We start from the raw sequence: 15097 nt of genomic DNA on the forward strand, positions 1-15097 counted from the left end.
CCCCATGCGGCTCGTATCGGCTCGGCTGGTCCTGCTGGCGGCGGTCCTGCTCACGGCTAGCGCCTGTGCCCAGGCGATCCCGGGCAAACCGGTGGCGGGTGAGGCCGTCACCAAGGGCACCGTCGACCCGGGCTTCATCCGGGGCACCGACGGCGGCCCGATCGACCAGCTGGCGGCCACCGCCGTCACCGACATCGACTCGTTCTGGCAGGAGGCGTTCCCGGACACGTTCGACCGGAAGTGGGAGCCGATCGAGGGCGGCATCTACTCGGTCGACACCTCCGACTCCTCCGCCAAGCCGCCGCCGTGCACCGAGAAGGCGAGCGACGTCGAGGGCAACGCGTTCTACTGCCCCAGCGCCGACGCCATCGCCTGGGACCGCGCCGCGCTGCTGCCCGTGCTCAAGGACCGGTTCGGCGACGCGGCCGTGGTGATCGTGCTGGCGCACGAGATGGGCCACGCCGTGCAGAACCGGATGGGCATCACGCCGGAGGCCGAGCGGCGCGAGCCGCAGCGGTTCCCGACGATCCTCACCGAGGCCATGGCCGACTGCTTCGCGGGCGCCTTCACCAAGTGGGTCAACGACGGCAAGTCCGAGCACCTCGACATCGGCTCCGACACGCTGGACTCCGCGCTGGGCGCGCTGATCACGTTCCGCGACCCGGTCGGCACCTCGGCCAACGACCGGTCCGCGCACGGCAACGCGTTCGACCGGGTGTCCGCCTTCCAGGACGGCTACCAGCAGGGCACCGAGTTCTGCGCGGCCATGACCACCGACAACCGGGTGTTCACCCAGCAGGCGTTCATCTCCGCCGACGACCGCGACCGCGGCGGCAACCTGCCGTTCGACGAGATGCTGGAGAACGTCACGCCCGACCTGAACCTGTACTACAAGACCCTGGTCGAGCAGGCGGGCAAGAAGTGGACCGACCCGAAGTCCACGCCCACCGAGGAGGAGCCTGACTGCTCCGGCGACCAGGGCCCGGTGGCGTACTGCCCGGCGGAGAAGTCGGTGGAGTTCGAGGTGAAGGCCGACCTGCCCGAGCTGCACGCCGAGATCGGCGACTACGCCACCGGCCTGCTGCTGGCGAGCCGGTACGGGATGGCCGCGATGGCGGCGGTGGGCGCGGACCTCGACGGCGAGAGCGCGGCGACCAGCGCGTTGTGCCTGGCCGGCGCGTACACGCGGGAGGTCTTCACCCGGCAGAAGGGGTTCGGGCTGTCCCCCGGCGACCTCGACGAGGCGGTGCAGGTGCTGCTCGCCTACGACTACGCGGCGCGCGACGCGAGCGGGTCGGCGTCGCTCGGTCCGGGGTTCAAGCGGGTCGAGGTGTTCCGCGGCGGCGTGTTCGACGGCGTCAAAGCCTGCGGTTTGGCCTAGCCACCCGAGCCGGCCAAGTAGGGTTCGGGCTCGGATCGGCACGGACCGGGGATGGGGCTTGGGCATGGCTCGACGGGCTTGGGTCGCGGCGACGCTGGCCACCGCGATGGCGTTGACGGGGTGCACCCAGACGGTGAGCGGCTACGGCCGGTCGGAACGACCCGACGTCACCAAGGTGGCCGGGTTGGACATCACCACCGGTGAGAGCGGCGCGAAGCCGGGCGTGCCGGACGCCGACCTGCAGGTGGAGAACGGCGACGGCGGCGAGATGGACCGGCTGGCGATCAACACGCTGGCCGACGTCGAGGAGTACTGGGCGGAGCAGCTGCCGGCGCGGTTCGGCAAGGAGTTCGAGCCGGTGAAGCGGCTGGTGTCCTACGACTCCAACGGCAAGGGCGTCGAGATCTGCCGCACCAACACCGCGGGCGTGGCCAACGCGTTCTACTGCTCGTTGGACGACTCCATCGCGTGGGACCGCGGCGAGCTGCTGCCGATGCTGGACGACGCGTTCGGGCCGATGTCGGTGGTGACCGTGCTGGCGCACGAGATGGGCCACGCGATCCAGTACAAGCTCGGCGACGTCGGCGGGATCAACCAGGCCACGCCGTCGATCATCAAGGAGCAGCAGGCCGACTGCTACGCGGGCAACTTCTTCCGGTGGGTGGCCGAGGGCAAGTCCAAGCACTTCCGCATCTCGACCGGGCCCGGGTTGAACCAGGTGCTGGCGACGATGTTCTTCATCCGGGACGCGGCGGGCACCTCGGCCGAGAAGCAGGGCGCGCACGGCAGCGCGTTCGACCGGGTGGCGGCGTTCCAGTTCGGGTTCGCCGGCGACCCGGAGCGGTGCGCGGAGATCGACGAGGCCGAGATCAAGGCGCGGATCACCCAGCAGAAGTTCGACGCGGAGGACAAGGACACCGGGCAGGGCAAGGGCAACCTGAAGGTGGACGACCAGCGTTCGCTCGACCTGCTGGAGGAGTCGCTGCGCACGGCGTTCAAGGAAGCCGCCGCCACGCCGCCCTCGTTGTCCACCTCGTCGTCCGCGCAGTGCCCGGACGGCGGCGACACCTCGCCCGCGGCGTACTGCCCGGCCACGAACTCGATCTCCATCGACCTGCCCGACCTGGTGAAGATCGGCACCCCGCCGAAGCGGGGGCAGAAGGGCGGGATCGGCGACTTCGCCGCGTTCGCCGAGATCGCGTCGCGGTTCGCGCTGTCGATCCAGAAGGCGACCGGGTACGGGCTGGAGGGCCCGGCGGCGGGGTTGCGGACGGCCTGCCTGACCGGGGCGTGGGCCGGGACGACGACGAACAGCGCACCGGCGCAGGGCAAGGCCGCGCTGCGGCTGTCCTCGGGCGACCTGGACGAGGCGGTGGCCGAGCTGCTGGCGGACAAGAGCCTGATCGCGGCCGACGTGAACGGGACCGTCGTGCCGTCCGGCTTCGCCCGCGTCGAGGCGTTCCGCGACGGCTTCTACCAGGGCGCCGGCCTCTGCACCCGCAAGTACGCCGGCTGACCCCAGGTCAGGGCGCGGGGCCGGTGTGCCCGGTCTGGTCGTGAGCGAGTGCTGGTGACAGGGGCCCGGGGCGGGCCCCTGTCGGGGTGTGCTCAGAACAGGGCGCTGGCCAGGTTGCGGCGGGCCTTCGCGACCCGGTCGTCGTCCGGCGGGAAGAGCTCGAACAGGCTCACGAGGTGCTCTCGGACCTTGTCGCGGTCCTCGCCGAAGACGCGGCGGACCGTGTCCACCAGCCGCTTGAACGCCTGGTCGACGTCGTTGGTCGCCAGCTCCAGGTCCGCGGCGGCCAGTTGGGCGTCCACGTCGTCCGGGTTGCCGTCGGCCTTCGCGATGGCGTCCGCGGGCACCGCCTCGGCCCGGGCCGTGAACCGGACCTGCGCCAGGGCGGCCTTGGCCTCGGCGTTGCCCGGCTCGGCGGCCAGGATCGCCTCGTACGCGGCCTCGGCGGCGGCGAAGTCGCCCTGCTCGAACGCGTCCTCGGCCGCGGTGAAGCGGGGGTCCTCCGGCTCGGGGGCGGGCTCCTCGCCGGGCTCCGCCGCGCGGTTCGCCTCCGCCGCCTTGATGCCCGGCAGCCGGTCGCGCAGGGCGTCCAGCAGGCGGGCGATCCACTGGCCGAACTCGGCCTCCGGCAGCGGTCCGGCGAAGGCGTCGAGCGGCTGGCCGCCGGCGATCGCGACCACGGTCGGCACGGACTGCACGCCGAACACCTGGCCGATGCGCGGGTTGGCGTCGAGGTCGACCCTGGCCAGCAGCCAGGTGCCGCCGCCCGCCCTGGCCGCGCGTTCCAGCACGGGCGAGAGCTGGCCCGCCTCGGGGCTCCACGAGGCGGTCAGCTCGACGACGACCGGGATGTCCAGCGAGCGTTCGACGACCGACTGGAACGTCGCCTCGGTGACGTCGAGCACCCACGGGCTCGGACCGGCGTCCGAACCGCCGACGGCTCCACCGGAGCCGGGCGACGGGGGTGGGGCGGTGGCGCGCTGCCTCGCGGCGTCGGCCCGGGCCTTCAGCGCGCCGAGGTCGACCGCCCCGGACAACGCGGCGGACAGTGCGGCGGTCTTTCGGGGGTCTGGCCTTGTCACGCCTTCCATCCTGGCACGAGTCCGGCGGTTGGCCGCGCGCGGCTAGCCGGGGAGTTGCGCGACCGGGTCGATCGCCATCGGGTTCGTCCGCATGGCCTCGTTCAGCCGCCCCAGGCGCAGCGCGATCGGGGTCGTCAACTCGGCGAAGCGGGCGGTGCCCGCCGGGCCCAGCACCTCCCACGGACGGGTGGCGGCCTCGTCGGTGCGCCGTTCGACGTCCTCCCGCAACGCCCGACCGGCCGGCGTGAGGCCGCCGTCGCCGTCGAGCAGGCCCCGGTCGGCGAGCGCCGCTTCGGCTTCCCGCCACTCCGGCTCCGACCAGCCGCGCGCGCCGCGCATGTACGCCGCGTCGAGGGCCTTGTCGGCGCTGAACAGCACCAACGCCTCGCACGGCCCGAGGTCGGCGGCCACCAGCGCGGCCACGTGACCGTCACCACGTGACTCGCGCAACGTCGTGCACGCCTGCCACAGCGCCAGGTGCGGCTCGTCGGGCAGGGGCAGCGCGCGGTTCGCGGCGGCCAGCACCCGGCCCGCCGTCGGCGCCGCCTCGGCCGCCCGAACGGCCAGCTCGGCGGCCTCGGCGACGTCCAGGCTCGTCAGCATCCGCCGCAACGCCCCGTCGACGCCCTCCAGCCGTGCCCGCAGGAACCGGGCGGGACCGGCCACGTCCCACGCGTCGGGCAGCGCGCGGGCCACCATGCGCGGGTGGAAGTTGTAGAACGCGGCGGTCACGACCTCCGGCGACGCCGCGCCCAACGGGGCCGCGCGCTGGCCGAAGTAGCCCATCCAGCCGCCCTTGCAGCCCAGCGCGTCGGTGACCGCCCGGGACTCGGGCGAGAAGTACGTGACGTCGTGGTAGGTCTCGAAGCGGACCCACAGGTCTCTCGGCTCCATGCCCACCAGAATAGTAGGACGTCCGACTATTCGTCTGCTGCCAGGTGGTGCTCGACCCGCTCCACCTTGGCCGTGAGCTGACCCGTCCAGCCCGGCCTGATGTCCGCCTTGAGCACGAGGCTCACCCGCGGCGCGGTCGCCTGCACGACCTCAGTCGCCTTCTTCACCACCGCCATCACCTCGTCCCACTCCCCCTCGACCAGCGTGAACATGGCGTTGGTCTCGTTGGGCAGACCCGACTCGCGGACCACCCGCACCGCCTGGGCGACGGCCTCGGCCACGCCGTCGGACTCACCGCCGAGCGGGCTCACACTGAACGCGACGAGCACTTCTGCCTCCTGGTCGGGGTACCCACTGGTAGCTTCGGCGCATGACGTCCCAGCCGCTGCCGTTCGACCCCATCGCGCGCGCCGCCGAGCTGTGGGAGAAGCGGATCGGACCGTCGACGGCGATGGCGGCGGTCACCAGCGTCATGCGAGTACAGCAGATCATCCAGTCCGCCGTGGACGCCGCCCTCAAGCCGCACGGGTTGACCTTCGCGCGGTTCGAGGCGCTGGTGCTGTTGACGTTCGCCCGCACGGGCAGCCTGCCGATGCGGGTCATGGGCGAACGGCTCCAGCTGCACCCGACGAGCGTCACGAACATCGTGGACCGGCTGGAAGCCGACGGACTCGTGCGCCGCAACCCCCACCCCACCGACCGGCGCACCACCCTCGTGGAGATCACCGAAGCCGGGCACGCCCGGCGCGAGGCCGCCACCGAAGCCGTCACCGCCGTCGAGTTCGGGTTGCGCGGCCTGACCGACCGGCAGACCGAGCAGCTGACCGACCTGCTGGCGAAGGTCCGCCGCGCGGTCGGCGACTTCGAGGACTGACCCCCTCGGCGGTTCGACGGCGCAATTCGGTCGACAGACCGACACCGGCCGGTCACGCTGCACGACGTGCGCGAGATCAGGGCTCTGGTGACGGTCGGCGGCCGGTTCGTCGGCGAGGCGGAGCCGTTCACCGTCGACAGCCCCTGGTGGAACGACGTCGAGCCCGTGACCGCGCGCCTGGACCGGGACCTCGGCGTGACGACCAGCGTGTTGCGGCTGGTCGGGACCACCACCCCGGCCATGCGCGACGGCGTGGTGACGTACCAGGTGGAGGCCGACCGCGTGCCGGACCGGGGCCTGACGACCGGCGGGCGGCACGCGGTCGGGGACCACCCGCTGCGGCTGCCGTGGGCGCGCCCGGGCGGGCCGGCGGCGCTGGTCGGGTGGGCGCGGGGCCACGTCGACGTGACCGGGCCGGCGGTGCAGGTGAAGACGTGGAACCTGTCGTGCCTGTACCGGCTGCCGACCGCGCGCGGGAACGCGTGGGCGAAGGCCACGCCGCCGTTCATGGCGGACGAGGCCGAGGTGATCCGGCTGGTGGCGTCGGTCGACCCGTCGTTGGCGCCGGTGCTGCTCGCCGCCGAGCCCGGTCGGGTGCTGCTCGCCGAGGCGCCGGGGGTGGACTGCTGGCAGCCGGGCGCGGACGTGGTCGAGCGGATCGTGCCGCGGTGGGTGGCGGTGCAGGCGGCGTTGGCCGGCGAGCCGCGGCTGCGGGCGCGCGGGGTGGGCGTGCCGGACTTCGGGCTGCCGGACACCCTGCTGCACGGCGACTTCCACCCGGGCAACTGGCGTTCCGGCGGGGTCGTGCTCGACTGGGGCGACGCGCACTGGGGCCACCCGGCGTTGGACGCGGCGCGGCTGATCGGGTTCGTCGCACCGGAGATGCGGGCCGCCGTGGAACGCGTGTGGGTCGACGCGTGGTCGCGCCACTTCCCGTCGAGCGATCCGGCGAGCGCGCTGCGGCACGCCCGCCCGGCGTCACACCTCGTGAGCGCGCTGGTGTACCAGGAGTTCCTGGACAACATCGAGCCGAGCGAACGCGTGTACCACCTCGGCGACCCCGAGGCGGAGCTGGCGCTGGCTCAGTCGTCGGCGGTCTGAACCCCGGTCTCGGCCAACCGGCCCGTGCGGTTGGCCCAGCGCTCGAACACCACGGTGCCGAACGGCGGGATGCTCGCGACCAGGCCGAGCACGAGCGTCTTGCGGTCCCAGCGGTGGGCCAGCATCAACGTCACCAGGATGTAGCCGACGAAGATCGCGCCGTGCACGGGCCCGAAGACCTTGACGCCGATCTCGTTGCCCACCACGACGTACTTGAAGAACATGCCGATCAGCAGACCGGCCCACGACACCGCCTCGGCCAGGGCGAGCAGGCGAAACCGACCAACACCGCTGCTAAGCATGCCTCCATTGTGCTTCGTGACCCCCCTCACCCCACCCCCACCCCCGCGTGAGTCCTACCCCCACCCCGCGAGAGTCCTACGTTCACGACGCGAGAGTCCTACGTTCAGAGCCCCTGAATTCAACGCTCAGCACACGCAGGGCAAGACGCCGCGAACGCTGAGCGTTGAATTCAGGTGTCGTGAACGTAGGACTCTCGACGGCTGGAGGTACGACTCTCGGGGTTAGTCTTCCCAGCGGAAGATGCGGGCGGCGATGAAGCCCACGACCAGGGTGAAGGCGACCAGGACGGCGGAGGGGACGAGGAGGGCTTCCACGCCCTTGCCCCGCACCAGGACGTCCAGCATGCCGTCGTTCATGTGGCGCAACGGGAACACGTTCGACACGGCCTGCAGCCACGCCGGGGCGTTCTCCACCGGGAAGAACGTGCCCGACAGGAACGCCATCGGCATGATGATCACGTTCGCCGCGCCCGACGCCGACTCCTCCGTCTTGCAGAACGCGCCCACCAGCATCCCGATCGCGAAGAACGCCGTGGTGCCCAGCACCAGCAGCGGCAGCGCCAGGTACCACTGCCCGGTCAGCTTCAGCCCGAACACCGGCAGCAGCGCCACCGCCACGAACACGACGCCCTGCACGATGGCCGTGCCGACGCTCACCACCACCCGCGACGTCAGCACGGTCGTCGTGCTCACCGGCGCCAGCCGGATCCGCCGCAGCACCTGCTTCTTGCGCCACGCCACCATGGTCAGCGCCGAGCCGAACACGCCCGAGAACGAGATCGCCCACGACAGGATGCCCGGCGTCAGGTACTGGATCGGCTTGAGCGACGCGTCCTCGACCGACTTCGTCTCCAACGTGAACCGGGGCGCCACGTCCGCCGCCCCCAGGTTGATCTTGTCGACGACCCCGGACACGATCCCCAGCACGGTGCCCGCCGCGACCTGGTCGCTCGCCGCGTAGATCAGCTCCACGCGGTCGCCGTCCACGACCACGGCGGCGGGCAGGTCGCCGTCGTCCACCTTCCGCCGCGCGGCGGCCGTGTCGTCGTACTTCTCCAGCTCGATCGCGCCGGTCTGCTCCAACGTCGTCAGCACGGGCCCGTCGCCGACCGCCGCGATCTTGGTCTTGTCGCTGCCCGAGTCGCCGAGCAGCAGCCCGAACACGACGAGGAACATCAGCGGGAACAGGAAGACGAAGAACAACGTCATCTTGTCCCGCAGGAAGCCCTTGATCATCGCGGTCGACAGGCTCCGGAACGCGGTCATGCGCGGTACTCCCGTCCGGTCAGGTCGAGGAAGACGTCCTCCAACGTGGCCGTGCGCACCTGCAACCCGTCCAGGGTGCCGCGTTCGGCGAGCGCCGACAGCACCGGCGCGGGCTTGCGGGTGGAGATGGTCAACGACACCTCGTCCTCGTGCGCGTCGTCGACCCCGGTGATGCCGCGCGCCGCCTCACGCGTCAGCGACCCCTTCTGCAGCACCACGTGCGTCGGCGCGTCGAGACCGCGCACGAGCGTCGCGGGCGCGTCCATGGCGAGGATCCGGCCCCGGTCCATGATCGCCACGCGGTCGCACAGGATCTCGGCCTCGTCGAGGTAGTGCGTGGTGTAGACGATGGTCTTGCCCCTGGCCTGGATCGCCCGCAGCACGTCCCACAGGTTGCGCCTGGCCTGCGGGTCGAGCGCGGCGGTCGGCTCGTCGAGGAAGACGAGGTCCGGGTCGTGCACGAGGGCGCACGCGATCGACAGGCGCTGGCGCTGGCCGCCGGAGAGCTTGTTCTCCTGCACGTCCGCCTTGTCGGACAGGCCGACGAGCTCCAGCATCTCGTCGGCCGTGCGCCGGGTCACGCCGTACAGCGAGCCGAACGTCTGGAGCTGCTCACGGGCGGTCAGCTTCTCGAAGAAGCTGGACGCCTGGAGCTGCACGCCGATGCGCGGCAGCAGCTTCGGGTTGCGCGGCCACGGCTGCTCGCCGAGCAGCGTCACCCGGCCGCCGTCGGGCTTGCGCAGGCCTTCGACGATCTCCAGCGTGGTCGTCTTGCCCGCGCCGTTCGGCCCCAGGATGCCGAAGAACTCCCCCTCGGCGACGGTGAACGAGACGCCGTCCACCGCCTTCAGCTCGCCGTAGCTCTTCCTGATGTCGGCAACCACGACGGCCGGTATGCGTGCCCCTGTCATGGCTGGACGGTAAGCCGTGCCGGGGGTCGCCGGCGGCACTTCGATCCGTTCGCGACGGAAGTAATCGGCGATCGAGACTTTCGACGCATCCCTTGGTAGCTCTGCGCATGGCCTCGATCACGAGACGTGCGCGCCGGTGCCGGGGGACGGCGGCGCGGACCCGGGACGGGTCGCCCACGTCGCTTCCGCCGGGTCCGCGGTCAGGACGTAGTCGAGGTTCGCGCCGGCGTCGAGCCGGTCGACGTTCAGGCACACGTCGTCCCAGGGTTCCGAGTCGACGTTCAGCGACCGCACGTACCGCAGCGCCGACGGGTCCGCGCCGGCCGCGGTGATGGTGATGTCCCGGCCGTTCTCCAGGTGGATCACCGCCCGGTCGAACCTGGGCGCGTTCAGCACGAGGTCGCCGGTGCCCGGTGTGACCGGGTACAGCCCCAGGGCGCCGAGCACGTACCAGGCCGACATCTGGCCCAGGTCGTCGTTGCCGGTCACGCCGTTGGGCGCGTCGACGAACAACGTCTGCGCCGCCCGCACCACGGCCGAGGTCTTCCACGGCTGCCCGATCAGCGCGTACATCCACGGCACGTGCAGGTCCGGCTCGTTGTTCGGGTTGTAGCGGAACTGGTTGTAGTAGCTGTACGGCCCGACGACCCACTTCGAGCGCACGGTCCCCGCCGGGTCGGCCACCAGGTCGGGGTAGGCGAAGAAGTCGTCCAGCCGGGCCAGCGCCGCGTCCCGGCCGCCGAGCAGCTCCACCAGGCCGGGCACGTCCTGCTGCGCCAGCCACTGGTACTGCCACGCCGTGCCCTCGTGGAAGCCGTCGGGCCCCTGCGGGGTGAACGGGGCCAGCCACCTGCCGTCGGCCAGCTTCGGCCGGGGGAAGCCGGTGAACCCGCGGTCGGCCACCGAGCGGTCCCAGAGGACCCGGTAGTTCAGCCCGCGGCGGCGCAGGGCCTCGGCGTCGTCCTCCCGGCCCAGCGCGCGGGCCATGATCGACAACGAGCAGTCGGCGAGCGCGTACTCCAACGTCGCCGAAGCACCGTGGTGCGGGTCGACGTCCTGCCCCTTCTTGCGGAAGTCCTTGTCGTACTGCACGTAGCCGTCCCGCAGGTAGGACGGGTTGCCGACCCGGCCCTCGAACGGCGACGACGCGGGCGGCACGCCGGTCGCGTTCTGCCACAACGCCTCGTACGCCCGCTCCTCGAACCCGGCCAGCGCGCCGAACCGCCACAGGTCCACCAGGAACGGTGTGACCGGGTCGCCGGTCATGGTGTTCGTCTCCTGGTTGGCGTAAGCCCAGCGGGGCAGCCAGCCGCCCTGCTCGTGGATCGCCAGCAACGACCGGGCGATGTCCTCGGCCCGCGACGGCCGCAACAGCGCCAGCAGCTGGTTCTGCGCGCGGTAGGTGTCCCAGAGCGAGAAGTACTCGTGGTAGGTCCAGCCGTCGGCCGTGTGCACCTTCCCGTCGAACCCGCGGTACCGGCCGTCCACGTCGTTGCCGGTCAGCGGTTGCAGCAGCACGTGGTAGAGCGCGGTGTAGAAGACCGTGCGGTCGGCGCCGGTCGAGGAGGTCTCGACGCTCGACAGCTCACGCCGCCACGTCTCCTGCGCCGCCGCGCGCAGCTCGTCGAACGTCTTCCCGCGAGCTTCGCCGAGGTTCTTCGTGGCGCCGTCCGCGTCCACGTGCGAGATGGCGGTGGCCGCGGTCACCGGGCCGTCCTCGAACGTGACCCACTGCCCGCGCAGGCCCGAGCCGCCCTCCGCGCCGCCCCAGTTGCCGGTCGCCTTGAACGGCCGGTCGAACGTCGTGGTGAAGTAGGTCGTGTAGGGCTTGCCGCCGCAGAACGCCTGCGCCACCACGGTGCCGGCCAGCGTCCGGTCGTCCACCACCCGCACGCCGCTGGCGAACACGGGCTCCTTGTCGTTCGCCTGGCCGACGTTCACCAGCACGTGCGGCGTCACCCCCGGCGGGAACGCGAACCGCTCCACCCCGGCCCGGGTCGTCGCCGTCGCCTCCACCGTGATGCCGGACGCCAGCCGCACCCGGTAGTAGCCGGGCCGGCCGACCTCGCCCTCGTGCGTGTAAGCCGCGCCGTAGGTGCGGTGGTCGAAGCTGCGCGGCAGGCCCGTCGTCGGCAGGATCGACACCAGCCCGCCCTGCTCCGTGCACCCGGCGCCGGACAGGAAGAAGTGCCCGAACCCCCGGATCACCGGGTCGTCGTAGCGGTAGCCCGCGTAGTGCGAGCCGATGGGGCTGGAGTGGGCCATGCCGAACGGCATCGACGCGCCCGGGAACGTGTTCCCGTCGTCCTTCGTGCCGATGAACGTGTTCACGGACTCCACGGGGTCAGCGGTCACCGATCCACCATAGGGTCAGCCCACCGCGATGGCGAACACGTGGAACGTCCCGCCGGTCGCCGACGACGGCAACGTCACCGAGCGGACCTGCTTGCCGGCCTGCAACGCGATGGGCGCGGTGGCGAACAGGTGCACCCCGAGCTGCTGCGGCTCGCCGCTGGAGTTGTTGCGGTACGGCATCGAGACCACGGTCCGGTTGTCGAACGACGGCGGCAGGTTCGCCGCGCCGCCCAGCGCCCAGTCGGAGAACCCGACCTCGGCGGTCTGCGTGCTGCCGTCGGTGTAGGTGACGGTGAGCGTGCCGGACGCCTTGCCGGACGCCGCGCTGCCCAGCAGCCCGAGCTTCGCCGCGCCCGCCGGCGCGCTGACCGTCACCGTCTCGCCGGAGGCGTTCACGTTGTCCGGCTCGCCGGTCGGCGAGGTGGGCCAGGTGTAGGCGAGGCCGTCGGAGGTGACCGTGCCGCCGGGTGTCACGCCCGCTTCGGCCAGCGCGTCGCGCGAGTAGCTCCACCCGCCGCCGTCGAAGTTGCCGATCGCCTGGTCGTCGTCCGGCGACGTGCCGACGTTGTCGAACGCCGCGCGCAGGCTCCCCGGCTCGGCCACCAGCACCGAGATCGTGGACCGCTGCCCGTTGGAGAAGGTCAGCGGCACGCGGAGGGTCTGCTCGGGCGCGTCGGCGGCGACCGCGACGGTGACCGGGACACCGGCCTTCTCCCCCGCCGGGATCGTCACCTGGCCGGACGCGGGGGTGAGCGTGATGCCGGCGGGCGGTTGCGCGGTCCACGACACCGTGCCGCCGTTGCCGGAGAAGTCCTGCGCGCCGATGGTGACGGCGCCGCTGCCACCCGCGGGCAGCACCAGCCGACCCGGTTCCACGTACGCCTGCTGCCCGGTCTCGCCGTCGCGGAACGACGGCGGCGCGTCGGCCGGGCCCGTGCCCCAGGCGGTGGGCGCCTCGGACAGCCCGAACTCCACCGTGCCGCCGTTCGCCACGAACGACTCGGGCAGCCAGGTGCGGCTCTGCGCGCGGCCGTTCACCTTCAGGTCGGCGACGTGCGCCCCGCTGCCCGAGGCCTTGATCACGATCGGCGCGCCGTTCGGCCGGGTGATCGTGACCTCGCTGAACAGCGGGCTGTTGAGCACCAGCTCGGCCCGGCCGGGGATCACCGGGTACATGCCCAGCGCCGCCCACACGTACCAGGACGACATCTGGCCGAGGTCGTCGTTGCCCATCAGCCCGTCCGGGCCGGGGCCGAACAGCTCGGTCACCGCGCGCCGCGTCACGGCCTGGGTCTTCGCCGGCGCGCCCGCCCAGTTGTAGAGCCACAGCGAGTGCATGATCGGCTCGTTGCCGAGGAACGCGTACGGCTCGTCCGGGCCGGCGTTGAGCTTGGTGAAGAACGTGTCCAGCCGGTCGCGGACCTTCGCGTCGCCGCCCATCGCGGTGAACAGGCCACGCGCGTTGTACGGCACCATCCACGTGTACTGGGCGGCGTTGCCCTCGACCCAGTTGTCCGGGCTGCCCGGGGTGAACGGCTCCACGTACGAGCCGTCCCGGTTGCGGGGCTGGGTGTAGCCGGTGGCCGGGTTGAAGACGTTCTGCCAGTGCTGGGCGCGCTTCATGAACGTCTGCCAGGTCGCGCCGTCGCCCAGCCGGCGGGCGAGGTCGGCGATGGCGAAGTCCGCCGTCGTGTACTCCAGGGTGGTGGCGGGCGGGCCCCAGACGTTGCGCGCGCCGATCGGCACGTACCCGAGGTCCAGGTAGTCGGTCAGGCCCGGCCGCTCCTCGTAGCCCTGGGTCGGCTGGGTCGCGCCGCGCAGCATCAGCAGCAGTGCTTTCCGGGCGTCGAAGTCCTTCGCCCCGAACGCGTAGGCGCCGGCCACCATCACGTGGTACGGGTCGCCGACCATGACGCCGGTGTAGCCGTTGGCCACCGTCCAGCGGTCCCAGGAGCCGCCCTGCTCGGCGAACGCCGTCATCGAGCGGACCATGTCCGAGGCTTCCCGGGGCGCGAGCAGCGCCAGCAGCTGCATCTCCGACCGGTAGACGTCCCAGCCGGAGAAGTTGGTGTAGACGGCGTGGCCGCGCTCCGCGGTGTGGACGCGGCCGTCGAAGCCCGGGTAGCGGCCGTCGGTGTCGGAGAAGACGTTGGGCTGCAACAAGGAGTGGTACAGCGCGGTGTAGAACGTGGTGCGCTGGGCGTCGGTGCCGCCGGTGACCTTCACCTGGCCGAGCCGGTCGTTCCAGGCCTGGCGGGCGGCGGCGCGCACGGCGTCGAACGACTTGCCGTCGCTCTCCGCCTTCAGGTTCTTCTTCGCGCCGTCGATCGAGACGAACGACAGGCCGACGCGCATGGTCACGTCCGGGTCGTCGAACGTCACCCAGCCGCCCGAGCCCGGACCGGACACCGTGGTGTCCTCGGCCTTGACGTCGGGACGGCCCTGAGCCTGCAGCGTCTTCGGCGCGTCACCGAGGCCCTCGCGGACGCCGGAGCCGCCGCGCTCGGTGGCGCGGCCGGGCGTGACCGCGCCGTTCTTCCACGTGCCGATGGAGGCGAACGGCTGGTCGAACCGGGCGTGGAAGTACACCCGGTAGCGGTGGTCCGCGCCGCAGAACCGGCCGCTGGTCGCCCAGCCGCTGATGGTGTCCGCGCCGATGGTGATCTCGGCGTCGTCCGTGCCCGAGATCGAGCCGGAGGTGTTGACCAGCAGCGTGGACGGCTGCCCGCCGGGGTAGGCGAACCGGCCGACGCCGGTGCGCTGCGTGACCGTCAGCTCGACCTTCGTCCCGCTGTCGAGGGTCACCCCGTAGTAGCCGGGGGACGCGGACTCGTGGTCGTGCGAGAAGGTCGAGACGTACCGGTCGGGGTCCGTCGCGGGCGACGTGGTGATCTCACCGGTGAACGGCGTGATCGGGATGTCCTGGTAGGTCGAGCAGCCCGCGCCGGACAGGTGGGTGAGGCTGAAGCCCTTGATCCGGTCGTCCTCGTAGGCGTAGCCGCCGTGCTGGCGGGTCACCGTGTCGGGGCTCCACTGCACCATGCCGAACGGCACGTCCGCGCCGGGGAAGTTGTTGCCCGCGCCACCGCCGGTGCCGTGGTCCGGGCCGCCGGGTCGGGTGCCGACGAACGGGTTCACCCAGCTCGCCGAGTCCTCCGGCTGCGCCTGCGAAGCAGGCGGATGGGCCGCCGCGAGCGCCACCGAGAGACCCAGTACCGCCGCGAGAGCGAGAGTGATGCGCACGAGCCGCCTCCCGTGACAACGCTGTCCACGAACTATCCGTGATCGCATAATCGCGGAGAGTGCGGGGGTGGCGTCAACCCCGGAGCCGACTGTTGTCCGGTTCGAGACAGCGCCGGGCGTTGACATCCGTTAACGCGAGGTGTGTGATTCGCGCACTATGACAACGTTGTCC

Annotated in this window: 12 protein-coding genes; 4 read left to right on the forward strand and 8 right to left on the reverse strand. The window is 71.8% G+C overall.

What is annotated here, in order from left to right; all coding sequences use genetic code 11:
• Positions 1 to 4 precede the first annotated feature (4 nt).
• Complete coding sequence (locus IOD16_RS30450; RefSeq protein ID WP_201437125.1) at positions 5 to 1381, forward strand: neutral zinc metallopeptidase; 1377 nt, start codon at positions 5 to 7, stop codon at positions 1379 to 1381.
• A gap of 64 nt (positions 1382 to 1445) precedes the next feature.
• Entirely contained in the window at positions 1446 to 2897 is a 1452-nt protein-coding gene (locus IOD16_RS41130) for a neutral zinc metallopeptidase (protein WP_201437127.1), read from the forward strand.
• Positions 2898 to 2989: 92 nt separating this feature from the next.
• Here the strand turns inward: IOD16_RS41130 and IOD16_RS30460 are convergent, their stop codons facing one another.
• From IOD16_RS30460 to IOD16_RS30470, 3 genes are read right to left on the reverse strand one after another with little or no spacing between them, the layout of a single operon-like run.
• Positions 2990 to 3979 carry a co-chaperone YbbN gene (locus tag IOD16_RS30460; protein WP_442978066.1) on the reverse strand — a complete coding sequence of 330 codons (990 nt, stop codon included), beginning with the start codon at positions 3977 to 3979 and terminating at the stop codon, positions 2990 to 2992.
• Between the two features lie 42 nt (positions 3980 to 4021).
• Positions 4022 to 4873: an SCO6745 family protein gene (locus IOD16_RS30465; RefSeq protein WP_201437130.1), complete on the reverse strand. Its 852-nt coding sequence runs from the start codon at positions 4871 to 4873 to the stop codon at positions 4022 to 4024.
• Positions 4874 to 4899: 26 nt separating this feature from the next.
• A complete protein-coding gene (locus IOD16_RS30470; RefSeq protein ID WP_123745808.1) occupies positions 4900 to 5202 on the reverse strand; it encodes an MTH1187 family thiamine-binding protein in 303 nt (100 codons plus the stop codon).
• Positions 5203 to 5243: 41 nt separating this feature from the next.
• On the opposite strand from IOD16_RS30470, the gene IOD16_RS30475 reads away from it, so the two are divergent.
• The gene (locus IOD16_RS30475) at positions 5244 to 5747 is read left to right on the forward strand and encodes a MarR family winged helix-turn-helix transcriptional regulator (RefSeq protein WP_123745807.1); all 504 of its coding nucleotides are present in this window, start codon (positions 5244 to 5246) and stop codon (positions 5745 to 5747) included.
• A gap of 66 nt (positions 5748 to 5813) precedes the next feature.
• Entirely contained in the window at positions 5814 to 6848 is a 1035-nt protein-coding gene (locus IOD16_RS30480; RefSeq protein ID WP_201437132.1) for a phosphotransferase, read from the forward strand.
• Here IOD16_RS30480 and IOD16_RS30485 read toward each other — a convergent pair.
• The 5 genes from IOD16_RS30485 to IOD16_RS30505 all read right to left on the reverse strand — a co-directional run bounded on the left by IOD16_RS30485 (position 6830) and on the right by IOD16_RS30505 (position 14973).
• Positions 6830 to 7150 (reverse strand): DUF3817 domain-containing protein, encoded by a 321-nt coding sequence (locus IOD16_RS30485; RefSeq protein ID WP_201437134.1) that lies wholly within the window; start codon positions 7148 to 7150, stop codon positions 6830 to 6832. The genes IOD16_RS30480 and IOD16_RS30485 overlap by 19 nt on opposite strands.
• Positions 7151 to 7372: 222 nt before the next feature.
• The gene (locus IOD16_RS30490) at positions 7373 to 8416 is read right to left on the reverse strand and encodes an ABC transporter permease (RefSeq protein WP_123745805.1); all 1044 of its coding nucleotides are present in this window, start codon (positions 8414 to 8416) and stop codon (positions 7373 to 7375) included.
• Positions 8413 to 9327, reverse strand: coding sequence for an ABC transporter ATP-binding protein (locus IOD16_RS30495; protein ID WP_123745804.1), 915 nt, complete (start codon positions 9325 to 9327; stop codon positions 8413 to 8415). Before IOD16_RS30495 ends, IOD16_RS30490 begins: the two co-directional genes overlap by 4 nt.
• A 117-nt stretch (positions 9328 to 9444) precedes the next feature.
• On the reverse strand, positions 9445 to 11682 hold the full coding sequence (locus tag IOD16_RS30500; protein WP_201437136.1) for a GH92 family glycosyl hydrolase: 2238 nt from the start codon (positions 11680 to 11682) through the stop codon (positions 9445 to 9447).
• 15 nt (positions 11683 to 11697) lie between these two features.
• Positions 11698 to 14973 carry a GH92 family glycosyl hydrolase gene (locus IOD16_RS30505; RefSeq protein ID WP_201437137.1) on the reverse strand — a complete coding sequence of 1092 codons (3276 nt, stop codon included), beginning with the start codon at positions 14971 to 14973 and terminating at the stop codon, positions 11698 to 11700.
• Positions 14974 to 15097 lie beyond the last annotated feature (124 nt).

The organism is Saccharothrix sp. 6-C (assembly GCF_016695385.1).
Lineage (GTDB): Bacteria > Actinomycetota > Actinomycetes > Mycobacteriales > Pseudonocardiaceae > Actinosynnema > Actinosynnema texasense.

What these genes read in the sequence shown, in the direction of transcription:
- IOD16_RS30450 (WP_201437125.1), top strand. Translation starts at nt 5, where the DNA reads ATGCGGCTCGTATCGGCTCGGCTGGTCCTGCTGGCGGCGGTCCTGCTC.
- IOD16_RS41130 (WP_201437127.1), top strand. Translation starts at nt 1,446, where the DNA reads ATGGCTCGACGGGCTTGGGTCGCGGCGACGCTGGCCACCGCGATGGCG.
- IOD16_RS30465 (WP_201437130.1), bottom strand. Translation starts at nt 4,873, where the DNA reads ATGGAGCCGAGAGACCTGTGGGTCCGCTTCGAGACCTACCACGACGTC.
- IOD16_RS30475 (WP_123745807.1), top strand. Translation starts at nt 5,244, where the DNA reads ATGACGTCCCAGCCGCTGCCGTTCGACCCCATCGCGCGCGCCGCCGAG.
- IOD16_RS30485 (WP_201437134.1), bottom strand. Translation starts at nt 7,150, where the DNA reads ATGCTTAGCAGCGGTGTTGGTCGGTTTCGCCTGCTCGCCCTGGCCGAG.
- IOD16_RS30490 (WP_123745805.1), bottom strand. Translation starts at nt 8,416, where the DNA reads ATGACCGCGTTCCGGAGCCTGTCGACCGCGATGATCAAGGGCTTCCTG.
- IOD16_RS30495 (WP_123745804.1), bottom strand. Translation starts at nt 9,327, where the DNA reads ATGACAGGGGCACGCATACCGGCCGTCGTGGTTGCCGACATCAGGAAG.
- IOD16_RS30505 (WP_201437137.1), bottom strand. Translation starts at nt 14,973, where the DNA reads ATGCGATCACGGATAGTTCGTGGACAGCGTTGTCACGGGAGGCGGCTC.